At 68.7% G+C, this 16,105-nt stretch carries 18 protein-coding genes; 13 read left to right on the forward strand and 5 right to left on the reverse strand.

What is annotated here, in order from left to right:
• Window positions 1–220 precede the first annotated feature (220 nt).
• The 3 genes from SOM10_RS14220 to SOM10_RS14230 all read right to left on the reverse strand — a co-directional run bounded on the left by SOM10_RS14220 (window position 221) and on the right by SOM10_RS14230 (window position 4,043).
• The gene (locus tag SOM10_RS14220) at window positions 221–880 is read right to left on the reverse strand and encodes a hypothetical protein (protein ID WP_320490647.1); all 660 of its coding nucleotides are present in this window, start codon (window positions 878–880) and stop codon (window positions 221–223) included.
• A 9-nt stretch (window positions 881–889) separates the two neighbouring features.
• Window positions 890–1,393 carry an amino-acid N-acetyltransferase gene (locus SOM10_RS14225; RefSeq protein ID WP_042539928.1) on the reverse strand — a complete coding sequence of 168 codons (504 nt, stop codon included), beginning with the start codon at window positions 1,391–1,393 and terminating at the stop codon, window positions 890–892.
• Between the two features lie 124 nt (window positions 1,394–1,517).
• Window positions 1,518–4,043 carry an ATP-dependent Clp protease ATP-binding subunit gene (locus SOM10_RS14230; RefSeq protein ID WP_053097733.1) on the reverse strand — a complete coding sequence of 842 codons (2,526 nt, stop codon included), beginning with the start codon at window positions 4,041–4,043 and terminating at the stop codon, window positions 1,518–1,520.
• A 226-nt stretch (window positions 4,044–4,269) separates the two neighbouring features.
• Here SOM10_RS14230 and SOM10_RS14235 point away from each other — a divergent pair, with 226 nt between their 5' ends.
• The 5 genes from SOM10_RS14235 to SOM10_RS14255 all read left to right on the forward strand — a co-directional run bounded on the left by SOM10_RS14235 (window position 4,270) and on the right by SOM10_RS14255 (window position 7,790).
• Entirely contained in the window at window positions 4,270–4,890 is a 621-nt protein-coding gene (locus tag SOM10_RS14235) for a DUF2975 domain-containing protein (protein ID WP_053097734.1), read from the forward strand.
• Window positions 4,891–4,892: 2 nt separating this feature from the next.
• Window positions 4,893–5,528, forward strand: coding sequence for a hypothetical protein (locus SOM10_RS14240; protein WP_320490650.1), 636 nt, complete (start codon window positions 4,893–4,895; stop codon window positions 5,526–5,528).
• Complete coding sequence (locus tag SOM10_RS14245) at window positions 5,525–5,755, forward strand: helix-turn-helix domain-containing protein (RefSeq protein ID WP_053097736.1); 231 nt, start codon at window positions 5,525–5,527, stop codon at window positions 5,753–5,755. The genes SOM10_RS14240 and SOM10_RS14245 overlap by 4 nt, the downstream gene beginning before the upstream one ends.
• A gap of 127 nt (window positions 5,756–5,882) precedes the next feature.
• The gene (locus tag SOM10_RS14250; RefSeq protein ID WP_053097737.1) at window positions 5,883–6,221 is read left to right on the forward strand and encodes a hypothetical protein; all 339 of its coding nucleotides are present in this window, start codon (window positions 5,883–5,885) and stop codon (window positions 6,219–6,221) included.
• Window positions 6,222–6,362: 141 nt separating this feature from the next.
• Window positions 6,363–7,790 carry a dicarboxylate/amino acid:cation symporter gene (locus SOM10_RS14255; RefSeq protein WP_320490653.1) on the forward strand — a complete coding sequence of 476 codons (1,428 nt, stop codon included), beginning with the start codon at window positions 6,363–6,365 and terminating at the stop codon, window positions 7,788–7,790.
• A gap of 63 nt (window positions 7,791–7,853) precedes the next feature.
• On the opposite strand, the gene SOM10_RS14260 is transcribed toward SOM10_RS14255, so the two are convergent.
• Both SOM10_RS14260 and SOM10_RS14265 read right to left on the reverse strand, forming a co-directional pair.
• Window positions 7,854–9,584 carry a sodium:proton antiporter gene (locus SOM10_RS14260; protein WP_320490655.1) on the reverse strand — a complete coding sequence of 577 codons (1,731 nt, stop codon included), beginning with the start codon at window positions 9,582–9,584 and terminating at the stop codon, window positions 7,854–7,856.
• 97 nt (window positions 9,585–9,681) lie between these two features.
• A complete protein-coding gene (locus tag SOM10_RS14265; protein WP_187250757.1) occupies window positions 9,682–9,966 on the reverse strand; it encodes a MerR family transcriptional regulator in 285 nt (94 codons plus the stop codon).
• 123 nt (window positions 9,967–10,089) lie between these two features.
• Here SOM10_RS14265 and SOM10_RS14270 point away from each other — a divergent pair, with 123 nt between their 5' ends.
• The 8 genes from SOM10_RS14270 to SOM10_RS14305 all read left to right on the forward strand — a co-directional run bounded on the left by SOM10_RS14270 (window position 10,090) and on the right by SOM10_RS14305 (window position 16,079).
• A complete protein-coding gene (locus SOM10_RS14270; RefSeq protein ID WP_053097741.1) occupies window positions 10,090–10,512 on the forward strand; it encodes an Hsp20/alpha crystallin family protein in 423 nt (140 codons plus the stop codon).
• A 64-nt stretch (window positions 10,513–10,576) separates the two neighbouring features.
• The gene (locus SOM10_RS14275; RefSeq protein WP_320490656.1) at window positions 10,577–10,813 is read left to right on the forward strand and encodes a DUF2795 domain-containing protein; all 237 of its coding nucleotides are present in this window, start codon (window positions 10,577–10,579) and stop codon (window positions 10,811–10,813) included.
• Window positions 10,814–10,876: 63 nt separating this feature from the next.
• The gene (locus SOM10_RS14280) at window positions 10,877–11,917 is read left to right on the forward strand and encodes an LLM class flavin-dependent oxidoreductase (protein ID WP_157538247.1); all 1,041 of its coding nucleotides are present in this window, start codon (window positions 10,877–10,879) and stop codon (window positions 11,915–11,917) included.
• A gap of 423 nt (window positions 11,918–12,340) precedes the next feature.
• A complete protein-coding gene (locus SOM10_RS14285) occupies window positions 12,341–13,261 on the forward strand; it encodes a hypothetical protein (protein WP_320490657.1) in 921 nt (306 codons plus the stop codon).
• 231 nt (window positions 13,262–13,492) lie between these two features.
• On the forward strand, window positions 13,493–13,702 hold the full coding sequence (locus SOM10_RS14290; RefSeq protein ID WP_053099248.1) for a hypothetical protein: 210 nt from the start codon (window positions 13,493–13,495) through the stop codon (window positions 13,700–13,702).
• A gap of 108 nt (window positions 13,703–13,810) precedes the next feature.
• Window positions 13,811–15,043 (forward strand): gephyrin-like molybdotransferase Glp, encoded by a 1,233-nt coding sequence (glp, locus tag SOM10_RS14295; RefSeq protein WP_320490658.1) that lies wholly within the window; start codon window positions 13,811–13,813, stop codon window positions 15,041–15,043.
• A complete protein-coding gene (mobA, locus tag SOM10_RS14300; protein ID WP_320490659.1) occupies window positions 15,040–15,798 on the forward strand; it encodes a molybdenum cofactor guanylyltransferase in 759 nt (252 codons plus the stop codon). Before glp ends, mobA begins: the two co-directional genes overlap by 4 nt.
• Window positions 15,795–16,079 (forward strand): DUF6457 domain-containing protein, encoded by a 285-nt coding sequence (locus SOM10_RS14305; RefSeq protein ID WP_320490660.1) that lies wholly within the window; start codon window positions 15,795–15,797, stop codon window positions 16,077–16,079. Before mobA ends, SOM10_RS14305 begins: the two co-directional genes overlap by 4 nt.
• The last annotated feature ends 26 nt before the right edge of the window (window positions 16,080–16,105 follow it).

Raw genomic sequence — 16,105 nt, forward strand, 5'->3', positions numbered from 1 at the left:
GGGGCCCTCTCGAGTCATCCATTGGGGACTGGGGTACTCGAGAGGGCCCACGGACCCTCGGGCGGCATGTCGAAGCGCTGGGGACGCTGTGCTCGACGCCACTGGGGATGGCATGCGCCGCAAGTCTGCGAGGGTCACTCCAATGGTATCCCAAAGAAACAGCAGTGTCACCCGAAACTGAGTGCAGGACTGTATTCAAGACCTTTGGCTAGTTTTTGCCTCAATAGAGGAGGATCTGCTTCGTCGTCGTGCCCTTGAAGCCGCCGATCTCGACAGCGACGTGATACGACGCTCCGCCGCCGGGAGCTCGCGGCCGATTCTCGTCCGCGCAGGTCTCGACGCTCGACCGCGTGCGGTCCCAGGTGACCGGCACCTTGCTCGTCACGGTCGCGCCGGCGGTGAGCGTGGCGACCATGCTGCTCGGGTTCTCCTGGCAGTCGGTCGACGTCCACCAGACATCGGTGCCGCTCGACACCGTCATCCGCTGAGTCGTTGACCCCACATCGATCGCGCAGTCGGTCGACCCGCGGTTCGTCAGCGATATCGACAGCTGCGGCAGCACCCCGGGATCGTACGAATCTGCATCCGTCACGGCAGCCACCTCGACGTCCTTGGCCTCGCACGCGACGATCCCGGGCGTCTCATCGGCCGACGGCTCAGGCGACGGCGACTCGGCTGCGGGCGACTCGGAGGTCGTGGCATCCGGCGACGGGGATCCCGAGGCCGAGGCGCTCGGCGAGGGCGTCGCCTCGGCGGCGCTGGCCCACGGGCGTTCCAGGAGCAGCCACACCGCGGCGCCGATGACGGCGACGAGCAGGATCGCCGCGACGAGGGTCACCAATCGGCGGCGACGATAGACGGCGGCGGAGTGGCGAGGCATTGATTCAGGTTAGTTGAGGCTCTTCAGCATCCTGGTGTTGCCGAGCGTGTTCGGCTTGACATGCGCGAGATCGAGGAACTCCTCGACACCCGCGTCGCCGCTGCGCAGCAGCTGAGAGTAGACGTCGGGGTCGACGACCTGTTCGCCGATGATCGAGTATCCGCGGCGGCCGAAGAAGTCGACCTCGAAGGTCAGGCAGAACAGTCGGCTGAGCCCGAGCTCGCGAGCCTGCTCTTCGAGCGCGCCGACGATCGCGCCGCCGACGCCGTGGTGCAGCCAGTCCCCGCGGACCATGAGGGTGCGCACCTCGCCGAGGTCCTCCCAGAAGACGTGCAGCGCACCGCATCCGATCAGCTCGCCGTCGGCTTCGGCCACGACGAACTCCTGCACGGCGCCGTAGAGCACAGCGAGATCCTTGCCGAGCAGGATGCGCTGCTCGACCATCGGCTGCAGAAGGTTCCGGATGCCGATGATGTCGGCGCTGCGCGCAGGCCGGACGATGTACTCGCTCACACCGTCAAGCCTAGAACCCGTCACCTCCCCAGACCCTGAGCGAGCCCGGAATGCCGGAGTGCTGGAGTCCCCCGTACACGCAGAAGGGGCGGATGCCGCAGCATCCGCCCCTTCTGTGATCAGGTCACTCCCCGCTGGCGACCGCCAGGTCGGGGGTGCCGGAGATCGCTCCGCCGGTGTTGACGCCGACCGCGACCTTCTCGCCACGGGGACCGTGCTCGAACAGGAACTCGCCGTCCTTCGCGTCGACCTTCACGTGGTCGCCGGGGTTCAGCTCGCCGTGCAGGATCTTCTCCGACAGACGGTCCTCGACCTCGTGCTGCATCGCGCGACGCAGCGGACGGGCACCGAGCGCCGGGTCGAACCCGATCTCGATGAGACGCTCCTTGGCGGCCTGCGAGAGCTCGATCGTCATGTCGCGGTCGAGCAGACGCTCGCCGAGGCGCTTCGTGAACAGATCGACGATCTGCACCAGCTCTTCCTTCGACAGCTGCGGGAACACGATGATGTCGTCGACACGGTTGAGGAACTCGGGCTTGAAGTTGCGCTTGAGCTCTTCGTTGACCTTGCCCTTCATCCGCTCGTAGTTCGTCGAGTTGACGCCCTCGATCTGGAATCCGACCGGACCACCGGCGATGTCACGCGCACCGAGGTTGGTGGTCATGATGATGACGGTGTTCTTGAAGTCGATCACGCGGCCCTGACCATCGGTCAGGCGACCCTCTTCGAGGATCTGCAGCAGCGAGTTGAAGATGTCCGGGTGGGCCTTCTCGATCTCGTCGAACAGCACCACGCTGAACGGCTTGCGGCGCACCTTCTCGGTGAGCTGGCCACCCTCTTCGAATCCGACGAACCCGGGAGGGGCACCGAACAGACGCGAGACGGTGTGCTTCTCACCGAACTCGCTCATGTCGAGCGAGATGAGAGCCGCTTCGTCGTCGAACAGGAACTCGGCGAGCGCCTTGGCGAGCTCGGTCTTTCCGACACCCGTGGGGCCGGCGAAGATGAACGAGCCCGAGGGACGCTTCGGGTCCTTGAGGCCGGCGCGCTGACGGCGGATCGTCTTGGAGAGCGCCGCGATGGCCTCTTCCTGACCGATGACGCGCTGGTGCAGCGCCTTCTCCATGAAGACGAGTCGCGAGGACTCCTCTTCCGTCAGCTTGAAGACCGGGATGCCGGTGGCCTGGGCGAGCACCTCGGCGATCAGGCCCTCGTCGACGACCGCAGCGGTCGCGACGTCACCCGAACGCCACTGCTTCTCGAGGCGCAGGCGCTCGGCGAGGAGGCTCTTCTCCTCGTCGCGCAGCGATGCGGCCTTCTCGAAGTCCTGGTCCTCGGATGCGACTTCCTTCTGCTCGCGGACCTTGGCGATCTTCTCGTCGAATTCGCGCAGCTCGGGTGGGCTCGACAGGATGCTGAGGCGCAGGCGTGCGCCGGCCTCGTCGATCAGGTCGATGGCCTTGTCGGGCAGGAAGCGGTCCGACACGTAGCGGTCGGCGAGGTTCGATGCCGCGACGATCGCGCCGTCGGTGATCTGCACCTTGTGGTGCGCCTCGTACCGGTCGCGCAGCCCCTTGAGGATGTTGATCGTGTGAGGGAGGCTCGGCTCGTTCACCTGGATCGACTGGAAGCGGCGCTCGAGAGCGGCATCCTTCTCGAAGTGCTTGCGGTACTCGTCGAGGGTGGTGGCGCCGATGGTCTGGAGCTCGCCACGAGCGAGGAGCGGCTTGAGGATGCTGGCCGCGTCGATCGCGCCCTCGGCGGCACCCGCACCCACGAGGGTGTGGATCTCGTCGATGAAGACGATGATGTCGCCGCGCGTGCGGATCTCCTTGGTGACCTTCTTGAGACGCTCTTCGAAGTCACCGCGGTAGCGGGAACCGGCGATGAGCGAGCCGAGGTCGAGCGAGTAGAGCTGCTTGTCCTTCAGCGTCTCGGGCACATCGCCCTTGACGATCGCCTGAGCGAGGCCCTCGACGACGGCGGTCTTGCCGACGCCGGGCTCGCCGATCAGGACGGGGTTGTTCTTGGAGCGGCGAGACAGGATCTGCATGACCCGCTCGATCTCCTTTTCGCGCCCGATGACCGGGTCGAGCTTGTTGTCGCGCGCGGCCTGCGTGAGGTTGCGGCCGAACTGGTCGAGCACCTGCGAGCCGCCCTGGGCGCTCGGGGTGTCGTTCGACTGCGCGCCGACGGCTGCCGGCTCGCGTCCGGGGGCACCCGAGAGCAGCTGGATGACCTGCTGGCGGACCTTGTTCAGGTCGGCGCCGAGCTTGACGAGGACCTGGGCTGCGACACCCTCGCCCTCGCGGATGAGGCCGAGCAGGATGTGCTCGGTTCCGATGTAGTTGTGACCGAGCTGCAGGGCCTCGCGGAGGCTGAGCTCGAGCACCTTCTTGGCGCGCGGCGTGAACGGGATGTGACCGGTGGGCTGCTGCTGGCCCTGACCGATGATGTCCTGCACCTGCTCGCGGACGGCGTCAAGGGAGATGCCGAGGCTTTCGAGCGCCTTGGCTGCGACACCCTCACCCTCGTGGATGAGGCCGAGCAGGATGTGCTCAGTGCCGATGTAGTTGTGGTTGAGCATCTTCGCCTCTTCTTGGGCGAGGACGACCACTCGACGGGCTCGGTCCGTGAATCTCTCGAACATGCTGTGACTCCTTATTCGCACGTGTTGTTCGACACTGGCGAAGACGCGTGAAGCGCTTGTACATCGAGAGTAACCACCGTGCGCAGGCAGTATGCCCGTGTTCGCCGTCGGCATAGTGCCGTGACCGCCGGTGACGCGTCTCCTGGACCACCGGGGTTGACGGACTTATCGACAGTCGTTATGTTAACGATTATCGGTAATAACGACTCTCGATAAGGAGTGGACGATGACCTCGACGAAGGACCGCACGATCTCTCGCGGCGATTCCGGAGCCCTGATCGGCTTCTGCATCGCAGGAGCACTGATCGCCGCCTACATCACGGTGTTCTCGATCATCCGCATCATCGAACTGGCTCGTGGGGTCGACGTGCCCGTGCTGGTCGAGTTCGTCGGCTCGACGGCGCCTGTCGAGCTGCCCCTCAGCACCGGCGACTCCATCACGGTCGGTCTCGACAGTGCGATCATCACCGCCCCGCAGCTTCCGGCGATCGCCGCCGTGCCCGGCATCATCGGGCAGGTCGCGCAGATCCTCACGATCGTCCTCGTCATCGGATGCCTGATCCTGCTGGCGCGGAGCGTGCTGACCGGCCGCGTGTTCAGCCGCCGCAACACCGCTCTCGTCGCGACCGCCGGGATCGCCGGCCTGGTCGGGTTCGCCACCGTGCGCTTCTTCGACAACATGCTGGCCAACGCGACGGTCGCCAGGATCACCGACAACGGGGTGGACAACGCCGTGATCAGCGTCGAGCCGTTCACGTTCGTCCTCGGGGCGTTCGTCATCGCCCTGATCAGCACGGTCTTCGTGATCGGCGACCGGCTGCAGCGCGACACGGACGGGCTCGTCTGATGATGAGCACGACCACCGCGACACGTTCGCAGACCGCGGATGCGATCACCGTGATCCTCTTCGGCGCAGCCGCTCTGCTGGTCACGTCGATCAGCACCGTGTTCCGGGTGCTCGGGACCTTCCGAGATCAAGGTATCGCGTGGTCCATTCCGATCGACGAGCAGCCGATCGACGCGACCGTCGGCTCAGGAGCCGCGTCGGTCGAGGGGATCGCTCAGGAGGCGATGGTGTTCGCCACCGGGGTGGACGCCGCTTCGACCGCAGCGATCATCGGCTCTCTCGTCCTCTGGGCGCTCGCCCCGCTGATCGTCATCGTCGGCGTGATGCTCGTCGCCTGGAACTTCCTCCGCGGACGCTTCTTCGTGCGGAGCAACGCACGGGCCTTCGACGCGATCGGCTGGACCCTCGTGCTCGCTCCGATGTTCATCGTGCTGCTCGAGAAACTGGGGCTGAACGGGGTGTCCGCTGCGGTGGGCATCGGCACGGGCGAGCCGGTGCATCCGATCGATTTCTGGTCCATCGTCCCGATCTTCGCGACCGGCGTCGCGGTGGGCCTCATCGCAGCAGCGTTCCGTCAGGGCATCCGCCTGCAGCGCACGAACGCGGCCCTCGAGGATGAGACTCGGGGTCTCGTATGAGCCCGGCGGAGAACGACGACGAGCTCACCGGCATCCACTGCCGGCTCGATGAGCTGCTCGCCGAGCGAGGGATGACGCTGACCGAGCTGAGCGCACGCGTCGGGGTGAGCATCGTCAACCTGTCGGTGCTCAAGAACGACCGCGCGCGGGCGATCCGGTACTCGACCCTGCGCGCGATCTGCGACGCGCTCGACTGCGAGGTCGGCGACCTGCTGGTGCTCGCGTAGGGGGACCGCGATGGGGGCTCCTGTTTCGATGACCGCCCTCGGGTGACGGCCGCGGGACAGCATCACGGACGGCATGCTCAGCGCAACCCCTTCTATGAATCTCCTGTGGGTCGATAGCGTTGACCGCATGAAGCTCAACGACCGGAACCTGCGCACACCCTCCCGCATCCTCATGGCTCTGCCCATCGCCGCACTCGCCTTCTCGCTGGCCGCCTGCGGGGGAACGTCCCGCCCCGCGGTCGACGACGTCGCCGACGGCATCCAGAAGGTCTACGAAGAGCAGGGACTCGGTGATGTCGTGACGGACGACGTCGCGACCTGCTTCGCCGACGCCCTCGTCGACTCCGACCTGAGCAATGAGACCCTCACCTACATCGCCAACGGCGAGGACAAGCAGTCCAGCGAAGAGGACAAGGCACTCACCACGCAGATCCTCACCGACAACCTGGAGAAGTGCGCGGGCTGACCCCCGGGCCGACCACGAAGGATGACGGATGCTGCGGCATCCGTCATCCTTCGTCATCTCCGCCTCCGGTCGCGGGCGCGGCTCCTAGCGTGGACGGATAGCGCGCACACGGCGCGCACCGATTCTGGAGTCCCCGATCCAATGAGCACCACCGTCCGCGCCACGAAGGCGCCAGACACCCGCGGTCCCGTCCGGAAGCTGCTGACGTCGTTCGGCTTCCAGATCCTCGCCGCACTCGTCCTCGGCATCGCCGCCGGCCTGATCGCCCGTCAGCTCGGAGCGACCGGCGACGAGCCGAACGGCCTCTCGGCCACCCTCGACACGATCGGCAGCTCGTACGTCACGCTGCTGCGCACAGCCGTCGTGCCGCTGATCTTCACCGCGATCGTGGCGAGCATCTCGAACCTGCGGCGGGTGCAGAACGCCGCACGCCTGGCCGGCCAGACGCTGCTGTGGTTCGCGATCACCGCGTTCATCGCCGTGAGCATCGGCATCGTGCTCGGACTCCTGATCCAGCCCGGGTCGCGCGCCGGCGACGACCTCGCCCCGAGCGCCCCCTACACCGTGGGCACATGGTGGAACTTCCTGCTCGGTCTGATCCCGCAGAACTTCCTCGGCCTCAGCGTCAGCACCAACCCCGGCGCGACCGAGGGCACGTTCTCCTCGAGCGTCAACTTCAACATCCTGCAGGTCATCGTGATCGCGGTCGCCGTCGGCATCGCGGCGCTCAAGGCCGGCAAGAAGGCCGAGCCCTTCCTCGCGTTCACGGAGTCGCTGCTCAAGGTTATCCAGCGCGTGCTGTGGTGGATCATCCGCATCGCCCCCATCGGCACCTTCGGCCTGATCGGCGCCGCGGTCGTCGAGTACGGCTGGGAGAAGCTCGCCTCGCTCGGCTGGTTCGCGATCGCCGTGTACATCGGTCTCGCTCTGGTGCTCTTCGTCGTCTACCCGGTGCTCGTGAAGACCAACGGCCTGTCGATCAGGCAGTACTTCTCGGGCGTCTGGCCCGCCGTGCAGCTGGCGTTCGTCAGCCGCTCGTCGATCGGCACCCTGCCCCTCACCGAGCGCGTGACCGAGCGCAACCTCGGCGTTCCCCGCTCGTACGCCTCCTTCGCCGTGCCGTTCGGCGCGACCACCAAGATGGACGGCTGCGCCGCCATCTATCCGGCCATCGCCGCGATCTTCGTCGCGCAGTTCTTCGGCATCGAACTCACCCTCGTGCAGTACCTGCTGATCGTGCTCGTCTCGGTCGTCGGCTCGGCGGCCACCGCGGGCACCACGGGAGCGACCGTGATGCTCACCCTGACGCTGTCGACGCTCGGCCTGCCGCTCGAGGGCGTCGGCCTGCTGCTCGCGATCGACCCGATCCTCGACATGGGCCGCACCGCGGTCAACGTCGCGGGCCAGGCGCTCGTGCCCACCATCGTCGCCAAGCGCGAGGGGATCCTCGACGAGGAGCTCTACAACGCGCCCCGCGAGGGCCTGCCGTTCGCCGACGACTCGGCCGACGACGACGCACCCGAGGCGGATGCCGCGGCATCCGAGACCGAGCCGGCCAGCACCCGCTGACCTCTCTCCGTCACCGCCCGAGCGCCTCGTCCCTTCCGGGGCGGGGCGCTCGTCCGTCTCCCGCTATGCGCGACCCTGCTGGCGGGTGGCACCGCGGGTGTCGAGCGCGAGCTCCTCGGCATCCATCGCCGTCATCAGCTCGCGCATGAGCTCTTCATCGAGGTTGCCCGCGTCCCTCTCCGCGAGAAGGATGTCGCGGCGCACCTGCAGCCATCCCCGGCTCAGGGCAGCCAGGTCGTCGAAGGACGGGCGAGCTGCGGCATCCTCGACCTGCTGCGCGTCGTCGGTGTCCTTCTCGACGCGGGTCATGCGCTTCGTGAACGCATCGAACACTCCCAGGTCGACCTCGCCGTACTTGGCCTCCCACTCGACGCGCTTCTCGGCCAGGAACGCCTTGCCGGCCTCTCGGCTCTTCTCCCGCACCGCGGCGAGCGCACGCTGGTCGTCATCGTGATCGACGTCTCCCTCGATCCCGAGGCGGCGGATCAGCATCGGCAGCGTGAGCCCCTGCAGCAGCAGCGTGCCCACGGTCACCACGAACGCCACCACGACGATCGCGTGCGAGGCCTCCTCGTCGAGCGTCGCGAGATCGGCGGCCGCGAGAGCGATCGCGAGCGTCACGACGCCGCGCATCCCGGCCCACGAGATCACCGCGCTGTCCTTCCAGGTCAGCTGCAGCCCGGCCATCTGGTCGCGCACGATGTGCGTGCGCAGCTCGTCGGCCGTGAACTGCCCCCACCGCCGGGACTTCTCGTGACGTTTCTCGAACTCCCCGTTCTCGACGCCGCGATCCCAGCGCTGAAGGCGCTTGCGGTCCTGGAAGTTCGCCCACGCGCTCGTCGGATAGATGTACAGCGGACGCACCACGAGCACGACCAGCAGCACGATGCCCGACAGCACGAGGATCTGCTCGACGGACTCGCTGCCGAGGTCGCGGAGCACCCGGGGGAACTGCAGACCGATGTACGCGAACACGAAGCTCTCGAGCAGCAGATCGGCCGACAGCCAGAGCGGCTTCTCCTGCTGGCGGGTCGTGTAATCGGTGCGGGGCGAGTTGTATCCGACGTACAGGCCCATCGCGACGACCGCGAGCACTCCGGAACCCAGCAGGTGCTCGGCGATCGCATAGGCGCCGAACGGTGCGAGCAGGCCGAAGGTCCCGATCACGACCGCATCGTTGATCCGCATGCGGAGCTGATGCAGCAGGATGCCGAAGACGAGTCCGATCGCGACACCCACGGCGACGGCCAGCAGGAACTGTCCCACGCCGCCCCACACCGAGACGGTCGCGCCCGCGAGGATCGCCGCGAACACGCGGTACAGCGTCAGCGAGGTCGCATCGTTGATCAGACTCTCGCCCGAGAGCACAGTCATGATGCGGCGCGGCAGACCGAGCTTGCGGCCGATCGCGGCGGCCGACACCGCATCCGGCGGCGCCACGATCGCGCCGAGCAGCAGGGCGCCCGGCAGGGTCAGCGACGGCATGATCCACCAGGCCACGAACCCCACCGCGAGCGCCGTGAGCAGCACGAGCCAGATGCCGAGCCGGCGGATCTGCGGGAGGCTGCGCTTGAAGCCGACGAACGAGACGTCCAGGGCCGCCGAATAGAGCAGCGGCGGCAGCACGAGGTTCAGCAGCAGATGGCCGTCGATCTCGACATCCGGCACGAAGGGCAGGAAGGATGCCGCGAGCGCCACGACAGTGACGAGGAGCGGCGCCGGCCAGACGCGCCATCGGGCGATCGCGGCCACCACGACAGCACCGACGAGCACGTAGAAGATCTCGGCATCCATGCCCCTAAAGTACTGCCCTCCCGCGTCGGTCGCGGGGCGCAGCCGCGTCGGTCACGGGGCGCAGCCGCGTCGGTCACGGGGCGCAGCGGGCCGCGGATCAGGGGCGCTCGTCGGCGAGCTCGTCGCGGAGGCCGGCGTTCTCATCCTCCAGATCAAGCACGCGACGGATGCCGACGATGTTGATGCCCTCGACGCGCAGCCCGGTCACCCGGCGGATGCGCTCGAGGTCGTCATCGCTGTAGCGGCGCGTGCCGCCCTCGCTGCGCGCGGGCGTGACCAGCCCCTTCGCCTCGAAGAGTCGGAGGCTGGCCTCGGGGACCCCGCTGAGCTGCGCGGCGACGGCGATGCCGTAGACCGGCATGCTCGGATCACGATCACCCATGGGCACCTCCCTCTCGACGCACTTGCATTCTATCTCGCGTTGTTCTATAACAAATCTATAGCAACGGTTGCAGATAATCTGCACCGGAGAACGCCCGCTCGGGCCACACGAAAGGAGACACTCATGGCCATGTCCTTCGATCCGTTCAGTCAGCTCGACCGCTTCGCTGCGAGCGTGCTGGACTCCGTCCGCGCACCGCGTCTCATGCCGGTGGACCTCTACCGCGACGGCGACAGGTACATCCTGCACGCCGACCTCCCCGGCATCGATCCGGGCTCGATCGACGTCGACCTCGACGGCGGACAGCTCACGATCCGCGCGCAGCGCACGGCCGACGGTCGCGAAGGCGTCCGCTGGCTCGCACGCGAACGCGGGGCGGGCTCGTTCCTCCGCCAGTTCTCGCTCGGCGACGGCGTCGACCTCGACGCGATCAGCGCCTCGTACGAGAGCGGCGTGCTCTCGGTGATCATCCCGGTCAGCGAGCGCGCGAAGCCCCGCAAGATCGAGGTCGAGTCGAGCGACAACCGACAGTCGATCACCGCCTGACCCTTCGGTGGGCCGGGGCGCACACCCCGGCCCACCCCGCTCTCCCTTCGGAAAGGACGATCCCATGCGCCCCTCTTCTACTCTCGACCGGTTCCTCCGCGGCATGGAGTACCCGGCGACACGAGACGACCTGCTCCGCGAAGCAGCCCGCGACGGCCTCGGCCCCGATGACCGAACGGCCCTCGCCCAGCTTCCCGAGCAGAGCTTCAGCGCCGCCTGGCACATCCGCTATCACCTCACGCGACGCGCGCTCACCGAGGAGTTCACGCCCTCGGCATCCGCAGGTCTCGTCGCTGTCTGAGACGCAACGGCGACGATGGGGCGGACGGGAATGCCCCGCCCGCCCCCGCCGTTGCATTCGGGGATGACTTCCACCGCGCTCTCCGTCCTCGACCTCGTCCCGGTTCGCACCGGCCAGACCAGTGCCGAGGCGATCTCCTCCTCCCTCGATCTCGCCGCGACCGCCGACCGGCTCGGCTACCGCCGCTACTGGTTCGCCGAGCACCACAACATGCCGGCCGTGGCATCCACCACTCCCCCGGTGCTGATCGCCGCCGCCGCGATGCGCACGACGCAGATCCGTCTGGGATCCGGCGGAGTGATGCTCCCCAACCACGCACCGCTCATCGTCGCCGAGCAGTTCGCCGCCCTCGAGGCCATCGCGCCTGGACGCATCGACCTCGGCCTCGGCCGCGCGCCCGGCAGCGACCCCGTCATCACCCAGCTGCTGCGTGGATCGGGCACGACCAGCGACGTCGAGCAGTTCCCGCGCAACGTGCAGGACATCGCCGCACTCATCTCGGGCGAGGGCGCCACCGTGCGCTTCACCTCGGGTGGCGAGTACACGGTGCACGCGACCCCGGCCGCCACCGGAAGCCCCGAGGTGTGGCTGCTCGGATCGAGCGACTACTCTGCGCAGCTCGCGGCATCCCACGGCCTGCCCTACGTCTTCGCCAACCACTTCTCGGGACAGGGCCTCGAGCGCGCACTCGACCTCTACCGCACCGGCTACCAGCCGAGCGAAGAGCACCCCGAGCCGCGGACGTTCCTCACGGTCAACGTCGTCGCCGCGCCGACACAGGAAGAGGCCGAGGCGCGCGCCCTTCCGCAGCTGCGCATGATGTCGCGCCTGCGCCTCAACAAGCCGCTCATCGCACTCGAGACCGTCGAAGAGGCCCTCGCCGCAGAATCGGATGCCGCGACCGACCAGGTCGTCGAAGCCGCCCGCTCGCGCTGGTTCGTCGGCACCGGCGAGTCGGTCGCCGCCGAGGTGCGCGCGTTCGCCGAGAAGTACGGCGTCGACGAGGTCATGCTGTCGCCCGTCGCCGGTGCATACGAGTCCGAGCCTCGTGACGCCGCCGCCGGCCGCGCCCAGACGCTCGAGCTCATCGCCGCCGCCCTGTAGGCGCCGCGGGCGCCGCTCTGTAGGCGCCGGGGGCGCCGCGTGCCGTCGCGCGCTGGGCCGTCGCGCGCTCGTCGCCGGGCGCTGGTCGCCGCGCTGGTCGCCGCACGCTGGTCGCCGCGCGCGCTCGCGCACGCGAGCGGGCCACTTCCGCATCCCGCCGCCAGGCGGGGCCACTTGTGCATCCGAAACGCCGGTTTCAGATGCAGAAGTGGCCCCGCTCGCGGCACCCGATGCAGAACTGGCCCCGCTCGCGGCACCCGATGCAGAACTGGCCCCGCTCGCGGCACCGGATACAGAAGTGGCCCCGCCCCACGCCGGAAGAACGCGGCGCTCAATCTGTCCACAGGCGCGACTTGTCCACATCTCTCGGGATCTCGCGGTCATCAGGCCCGGAAGACACATCCGACCAGCGAGCCTGATGGGATGCGCCATCGGATACTCCTGCCCGACGAACTCGGGCGCCATTTCTCCGTGCGGCAGGCCGCGGCCGCAGGTGTCGGTCGGGGTCGCGTGTCCGCGCGCGATCTCGACCGGCCCTTCCGCGGGGTGCGTTCGGTCACGGCCGCGGACACACCACTCGATCGCGTCATCGCCCTCGCGCCCCTCCTGCACCGTGGTCAGCTCATCGGCGGGGAGACGGCGATGCGCGTGTGGGGGTATTCGCATCCCGGCATCTGGAACGTCGAGGCACCGATCCTCGTGGTCGTGACGACGGGTTCGGCGCGCGTCCGCCGCCGCGGCGTCACTGGCCGGCGCCTGGCAGAGGGACGGGCCCATCCCTGGCGAATCGGTGGAATTCCGGTCGTCGATCCGGCCGCGGCTCTGTTCATGTGCGCCGCGACGCTGACCGAGGATCAGGTGGTCATCGCCCTCGACGCAGTGCTGAGCACGGCCGACAACTATCCCGGGCTGCGTCAGGGGCGCCCTCCCCTGACAGAGACCGAGATCGAACAGCGCCTGCAGGCCTGGGGCCGCTTCCCCGGCTCTCGACGAGTCCGTGGCGCGCTGTCCCGTGCGCGCGAAGGAGTGGAATCGCCCAAGGAGACCGAGACGCGGTTGCTCATCGTCGCGGGAGGTCTTCCTGAACCCGTCGTGCAGTACGAGATCCACGAGAACGGACTCCTCATCGCGCGCAGCGACATGGCCTATCCCGACCTCAGGATCTCGATCGAGTACGAGGGCGACGGCCACCGCACGAGTCGCGATCAGTGGCGCCGCGACATCCAGCGGCAGCGAGATCTCGAGGACCTCGGCTGGATCGTCATCCGCGTGACTCAGCTCGACCTGGACGACGGGCGACCCCTGATGGACCGCATCCGTCGCGCGATGGCATCCCGTCGCTGACGCTCGCACATCTCTGCGTCCTGCCCCGCCCCTCCCACGCCCGCAGGCGGGGCCATTTCCGCATCCGGCGTCCAGGCGGGGCCAGTTCCGCATCCGGATCATCCGTTTGCGATGCACAACTGGCCCCGCATCACCGGCGCCATGTGGCGAATGCCGCCAAGACTCCGCGTCAGGGGCTGGCATTCCGGTGCGCCGGGGCGTAGGGTCACCCGCAACGGAAGGGGTTCGATGATGAGCACTACCAAGACCCTGGCCCTCTGGGTGGCGTACGGCACGAACGGCGTCGTCGGCAGCATCCGACATGACGACGAGGGATACACCGTCGTCATGGCCGGGTCCGATGCGGCGACAGGCACGTACCCGACCCTGGAATCGGCGAAGGGCGCGTTGCACTCGCACATGCTGCCGGGCAGCGGTTGGCCGATGTTCCGCGAGCACTGACTTTCGAACGGGGAAACAAGGGGCAGAGGGGCGGCGCGGTCGCGGGGCATCCCCGCGACCGTCGTACGCTGACTGCATGCGAATCACCACTCCCCTCGCTCCTCCGGCATGCTGACGGTCGAGGAGCAGCGGGCGAAGGTGATCGCCGCCACCCGACCGCTGGATGCCGAATCGGTGCCGCTCGCACGGGCGGCGGGCCGCGTCCTCGCCACGACCGTGCACGCTCGGGTCGATGTGCCGGTGTTCGACAACTCGGCGATGGACGGATATGCGGTCCTGTTCACCGACGTCGAGTCGGCCACGGCCGAGCACCCCGTCGAGCTCGCGGTGATCGCCGACCTCCCGGCGGGGTCGGCCGACGAACCCGAGCTGCGTGAGGGACGGGCCGCACGCATCATGACCGGCGCCCCTGTGCCACAGACGGCGACCGTCGTCGTGCCCTTCGAGCACACCCGCGACGGCCTGCAGGCGTGGGATGCGCCTGCGATCGTGGTCACCGCGCCGACTCGCGCGGGTGCCAACATCCGCCGCCGCGGCGAGGAGCTGCGCGCCGGAGCCGTCGTCGCGACAGCAGGCACCACCCTCGGCCCGCTCCAGCTCACGGCCATCGCGGCCACCGGCATCGACACGGTGCCGGTGCATCGTCGTCCTCGCGTCGCGGTCATCTCGACCGGCAGCGAGCTCGCCGACCCCGGCACCGACCTCGCCCGCGGGCAGATCCCCGAGTCGAACTCGGTGCTGCTCGCCGCGCTGTGCGCGGAGACGGGCGCCGACATCGTCTCGGTCGACACGGTGACAGACGAGGATGCCGCCTTCACCGCACTCCTCGATCGCGCGCTCGTCGATGCGCGCGTCGATGTCGTGGTCACGTCCGGCGGAGTCAGCGCCGGAGCCCACGAGGTCGTGAAGAACGTGCTGCGCGATCGCATCGAGTTCGTGGCGGTCGCCATGCAGCCGGGCAGGCCTCAGGCCTTCGGGCGCCTTGGCGACGCGCTGGTGTTCGGACTGCCCGGCAATCCGGCGAGCGTCGCCGCGTCGTTCGAGGCCTTCGTGCGGCCGGCGCTGCTCGCTCTCCAGGGTCGCGCAGCACTGCAACGCCCGATGCTCCGCCTCGCCAGCACCGCAGCGTGGCGCAGCCCGGTGGGACGACAGCAGTACGTGCCCGTCGCCCTCGACCGATCCGACCTGGCCGCCTGGTCGGTGCGCCCGGCGGCCGCCGACGGGTCGTCGGGCGCGCATCTGGCGGCAGGACTCGCCAGAGCGGATGCCTATGCCGTCGTGCCCGCCGACGTATCAGCCGTCGCAGCAGGCGACCTGGTCGATGTGATGCTGCTCTCGTGACCGGGACGCGCACGACCGAGACACCGGACGCCGCGACACCGGCGTCCGGGCCGACTGCCGCGATCATCCTCGCCGGCGGGCGGGCCTCACGACTCGACGGGACTGCCAAGCCGTTGCTCGAGGTCGGCGGCCGCACCCTGCTGGACCGCGCCATCGCCGCCGTCGACGGCTGCGACCCCATCGTGGTCGTAGGTCCGCCGGCGCCGACCCGTGTTCGCGTCGTATGGACCCGGGAGACCCCGGAGTTCGGCGGACCGGTCGCCGGCATCGCCGCCGGCCTCGCTCTCGTCGACACCGCCCACGTCCTGCTGCTGGCGGCCGACCTGCCGAACGCCGAAGGCGCCGTGGCGCTGCTGCACCGGCATCCGCCCCTCTCCGCCGACGCCGACGGCAAAATCGGCAAGGCCGACGCCCCCCGCACGACCGGCAACGACGGCAAGGGCGGCGAGGACGACGACGCCCCCAGCACGAATGGCGCGCACGGCATCGACGGCGTCTGCCTGATCGACGCGTCGGGACGCATGCAGTGGCTCGTCGGCCGCTACCGCACCGACGCCCTGCGATCCGCCGCCGCGGCTCTCCCCGACGGCGGCCGCGACGCGTCGTTGCGATCGCTGCTGGCGCGCCTGCGCATCAGCGCGATTCCGGCGGGAGACCTGGCAACGGATGTCGACACGTGGGACGATCTCGAACGGGCCCGCGCCGCGGCACCGATGCCCCCGCGCGACGGAGCACCAGACGAGGAGACGACATGACCGACAAGCCGCAACACCTTCCGGTCGAAGCCCTGGACGACTGGACCACGGCGGTCTGCAGCGCGCTCGGGATCGATCGCGAGTCCGTCGATGTCGCCCTGCTCCTGGATCTCGCCCGGGATGTCGCGCACGGCGTCGCCCGCCCGGCCGCACCGCTCAGCGCCTACCTCGCCGGCCTCGCCGCAGGTCGCGCGGGCGGCAGCCGCGAGGACACCGCTGCGGCGATCGCCACCATCACCGAGCTGGCCGGGGAATGGCGCGCCGACGACCAGGATTCCTGAAGTTCTCTCATCGCCCACCTCGCCGA

The sequence above is a fragment of the Microbacterium sp. CFBP9023 genome (assembly GCF_034045055.1).
Classification (GTDB): Bacteria; Actinomycetota; Actinomycetes; order Actinomycetales; family Microbacteriaceae; genus Microbacterium.

Bases quoted from the DNA above. Each gene is read 5' to 3' on its own strand.
- SOM10_RS14220 (WP_320490647.1), bottom strand. From the start codon at position 880: ATGCCTCGCCACTCCGCCGCCGTCTATCGTCGCCGCCGATTGGTGACC.
- SOM10_RS14230 (WP_053097733.1), bottom strand. From the start codon at position 4,043: ATGTTCGAGAGATTCACGGACCGAGCCCGTCGAGTGGTCGTCCTCGCC.
- SOM10_RS14235 (WP_053097734.1), top strand. From the start codon at position 4,270: ATGACCTCGACGAAGGACCGCACGATCTCTCGCGGCGATTCCGGAGCC.
- SOM10_RS14240 (WP_320490650.1), top strand. From the start codon at position 4,893: ATGAGCACGACCACCGCGACACGTTCGCAGACCGCGGATGCGATCACC.
- SOM10_RS14245 (WP_053097736.1), top strand. From the start codon at position 5,525: ATGAGCCCGGCGGAGAACGACGACGAGCTCACCGGCATCCACTGCCGG.
- SOM10_RS14250 (WP_053097737.1), top strand. From the start codon at position 5,883: ATGAAGCTCAACGACCGGAACCTGCGCACACCCTCCCGCATCCTCATG.
- SOM10_RS14255 (WP_320490653.1), top strand. From the start codon at position 6,363: ATGAGCACCACCGTCCGCGCCACGAAGGCGCCAGACACCCGCGGTCCC.
- SOM10_RS14260 (WP_320490655.1), bottom strand. From the start codon at position 9,584: ATGGATGCCGAGATCTTCTACGTGCTCGTCGGTGCTGTCGTGGTGGCC.
- SOM10_RS14265 (WP_187250757.1), bottom strand. From the start codon at position 9,966: ATGGGTGATCGTGATCCGAGCATGCCGGTCTACGGCATCGCCGTCGCC.
- SOM10_RS14270 (WP_053097741.1), top strand. From the start codon at position 10,090: ATGGCCATGTCCTTCGATCCGTTCAGTCAGCTCGACCGCTTCGCTGCG.
- SOM10_RS14275 (WP_320490656.1), top strand. From the start codon at position 10,577: ATGCGCCCCTCTTCTACTCTCGACCGGTTCCTCCGCGGCATGGAGTAC.
- SOM10_RS14280 (WP_157538247.1), top strand. From the start codon at position 10,877: ATGACTTCCACCGCGCTCTCCGTCCTCGACCTCGTCCCGGTTCGCACC.
- SOM10_RS14285 (WP_320490657.1), top strand. From the start codon at position 12,341: ATGCGCCATCGGATACTCCTGCCCGACGAACTCGGGCGCCATTTCTCC.
- SOM10_RS14290 (WP_053099248.1), top strand. From the start codon at position 13,493: ATGAGCACTACCAAGACCCTGGCCCTCTGGGTGGCGTACGGCACGAAC.
- glp (WP_320490658.1), top strand. From the start codon at position 13,811: ATGCTGACGGTCGAGGAGCAGCGGGCGAAGGTGATCGCCGCCACCCGA.
- SOM10_RS14305 (WP_320490660.1), top strand. From the start codon at position 15,795: ATGACCGACAAGCCGCAACACCTTCCGGTCGAAGCCCTGGACGACTGG.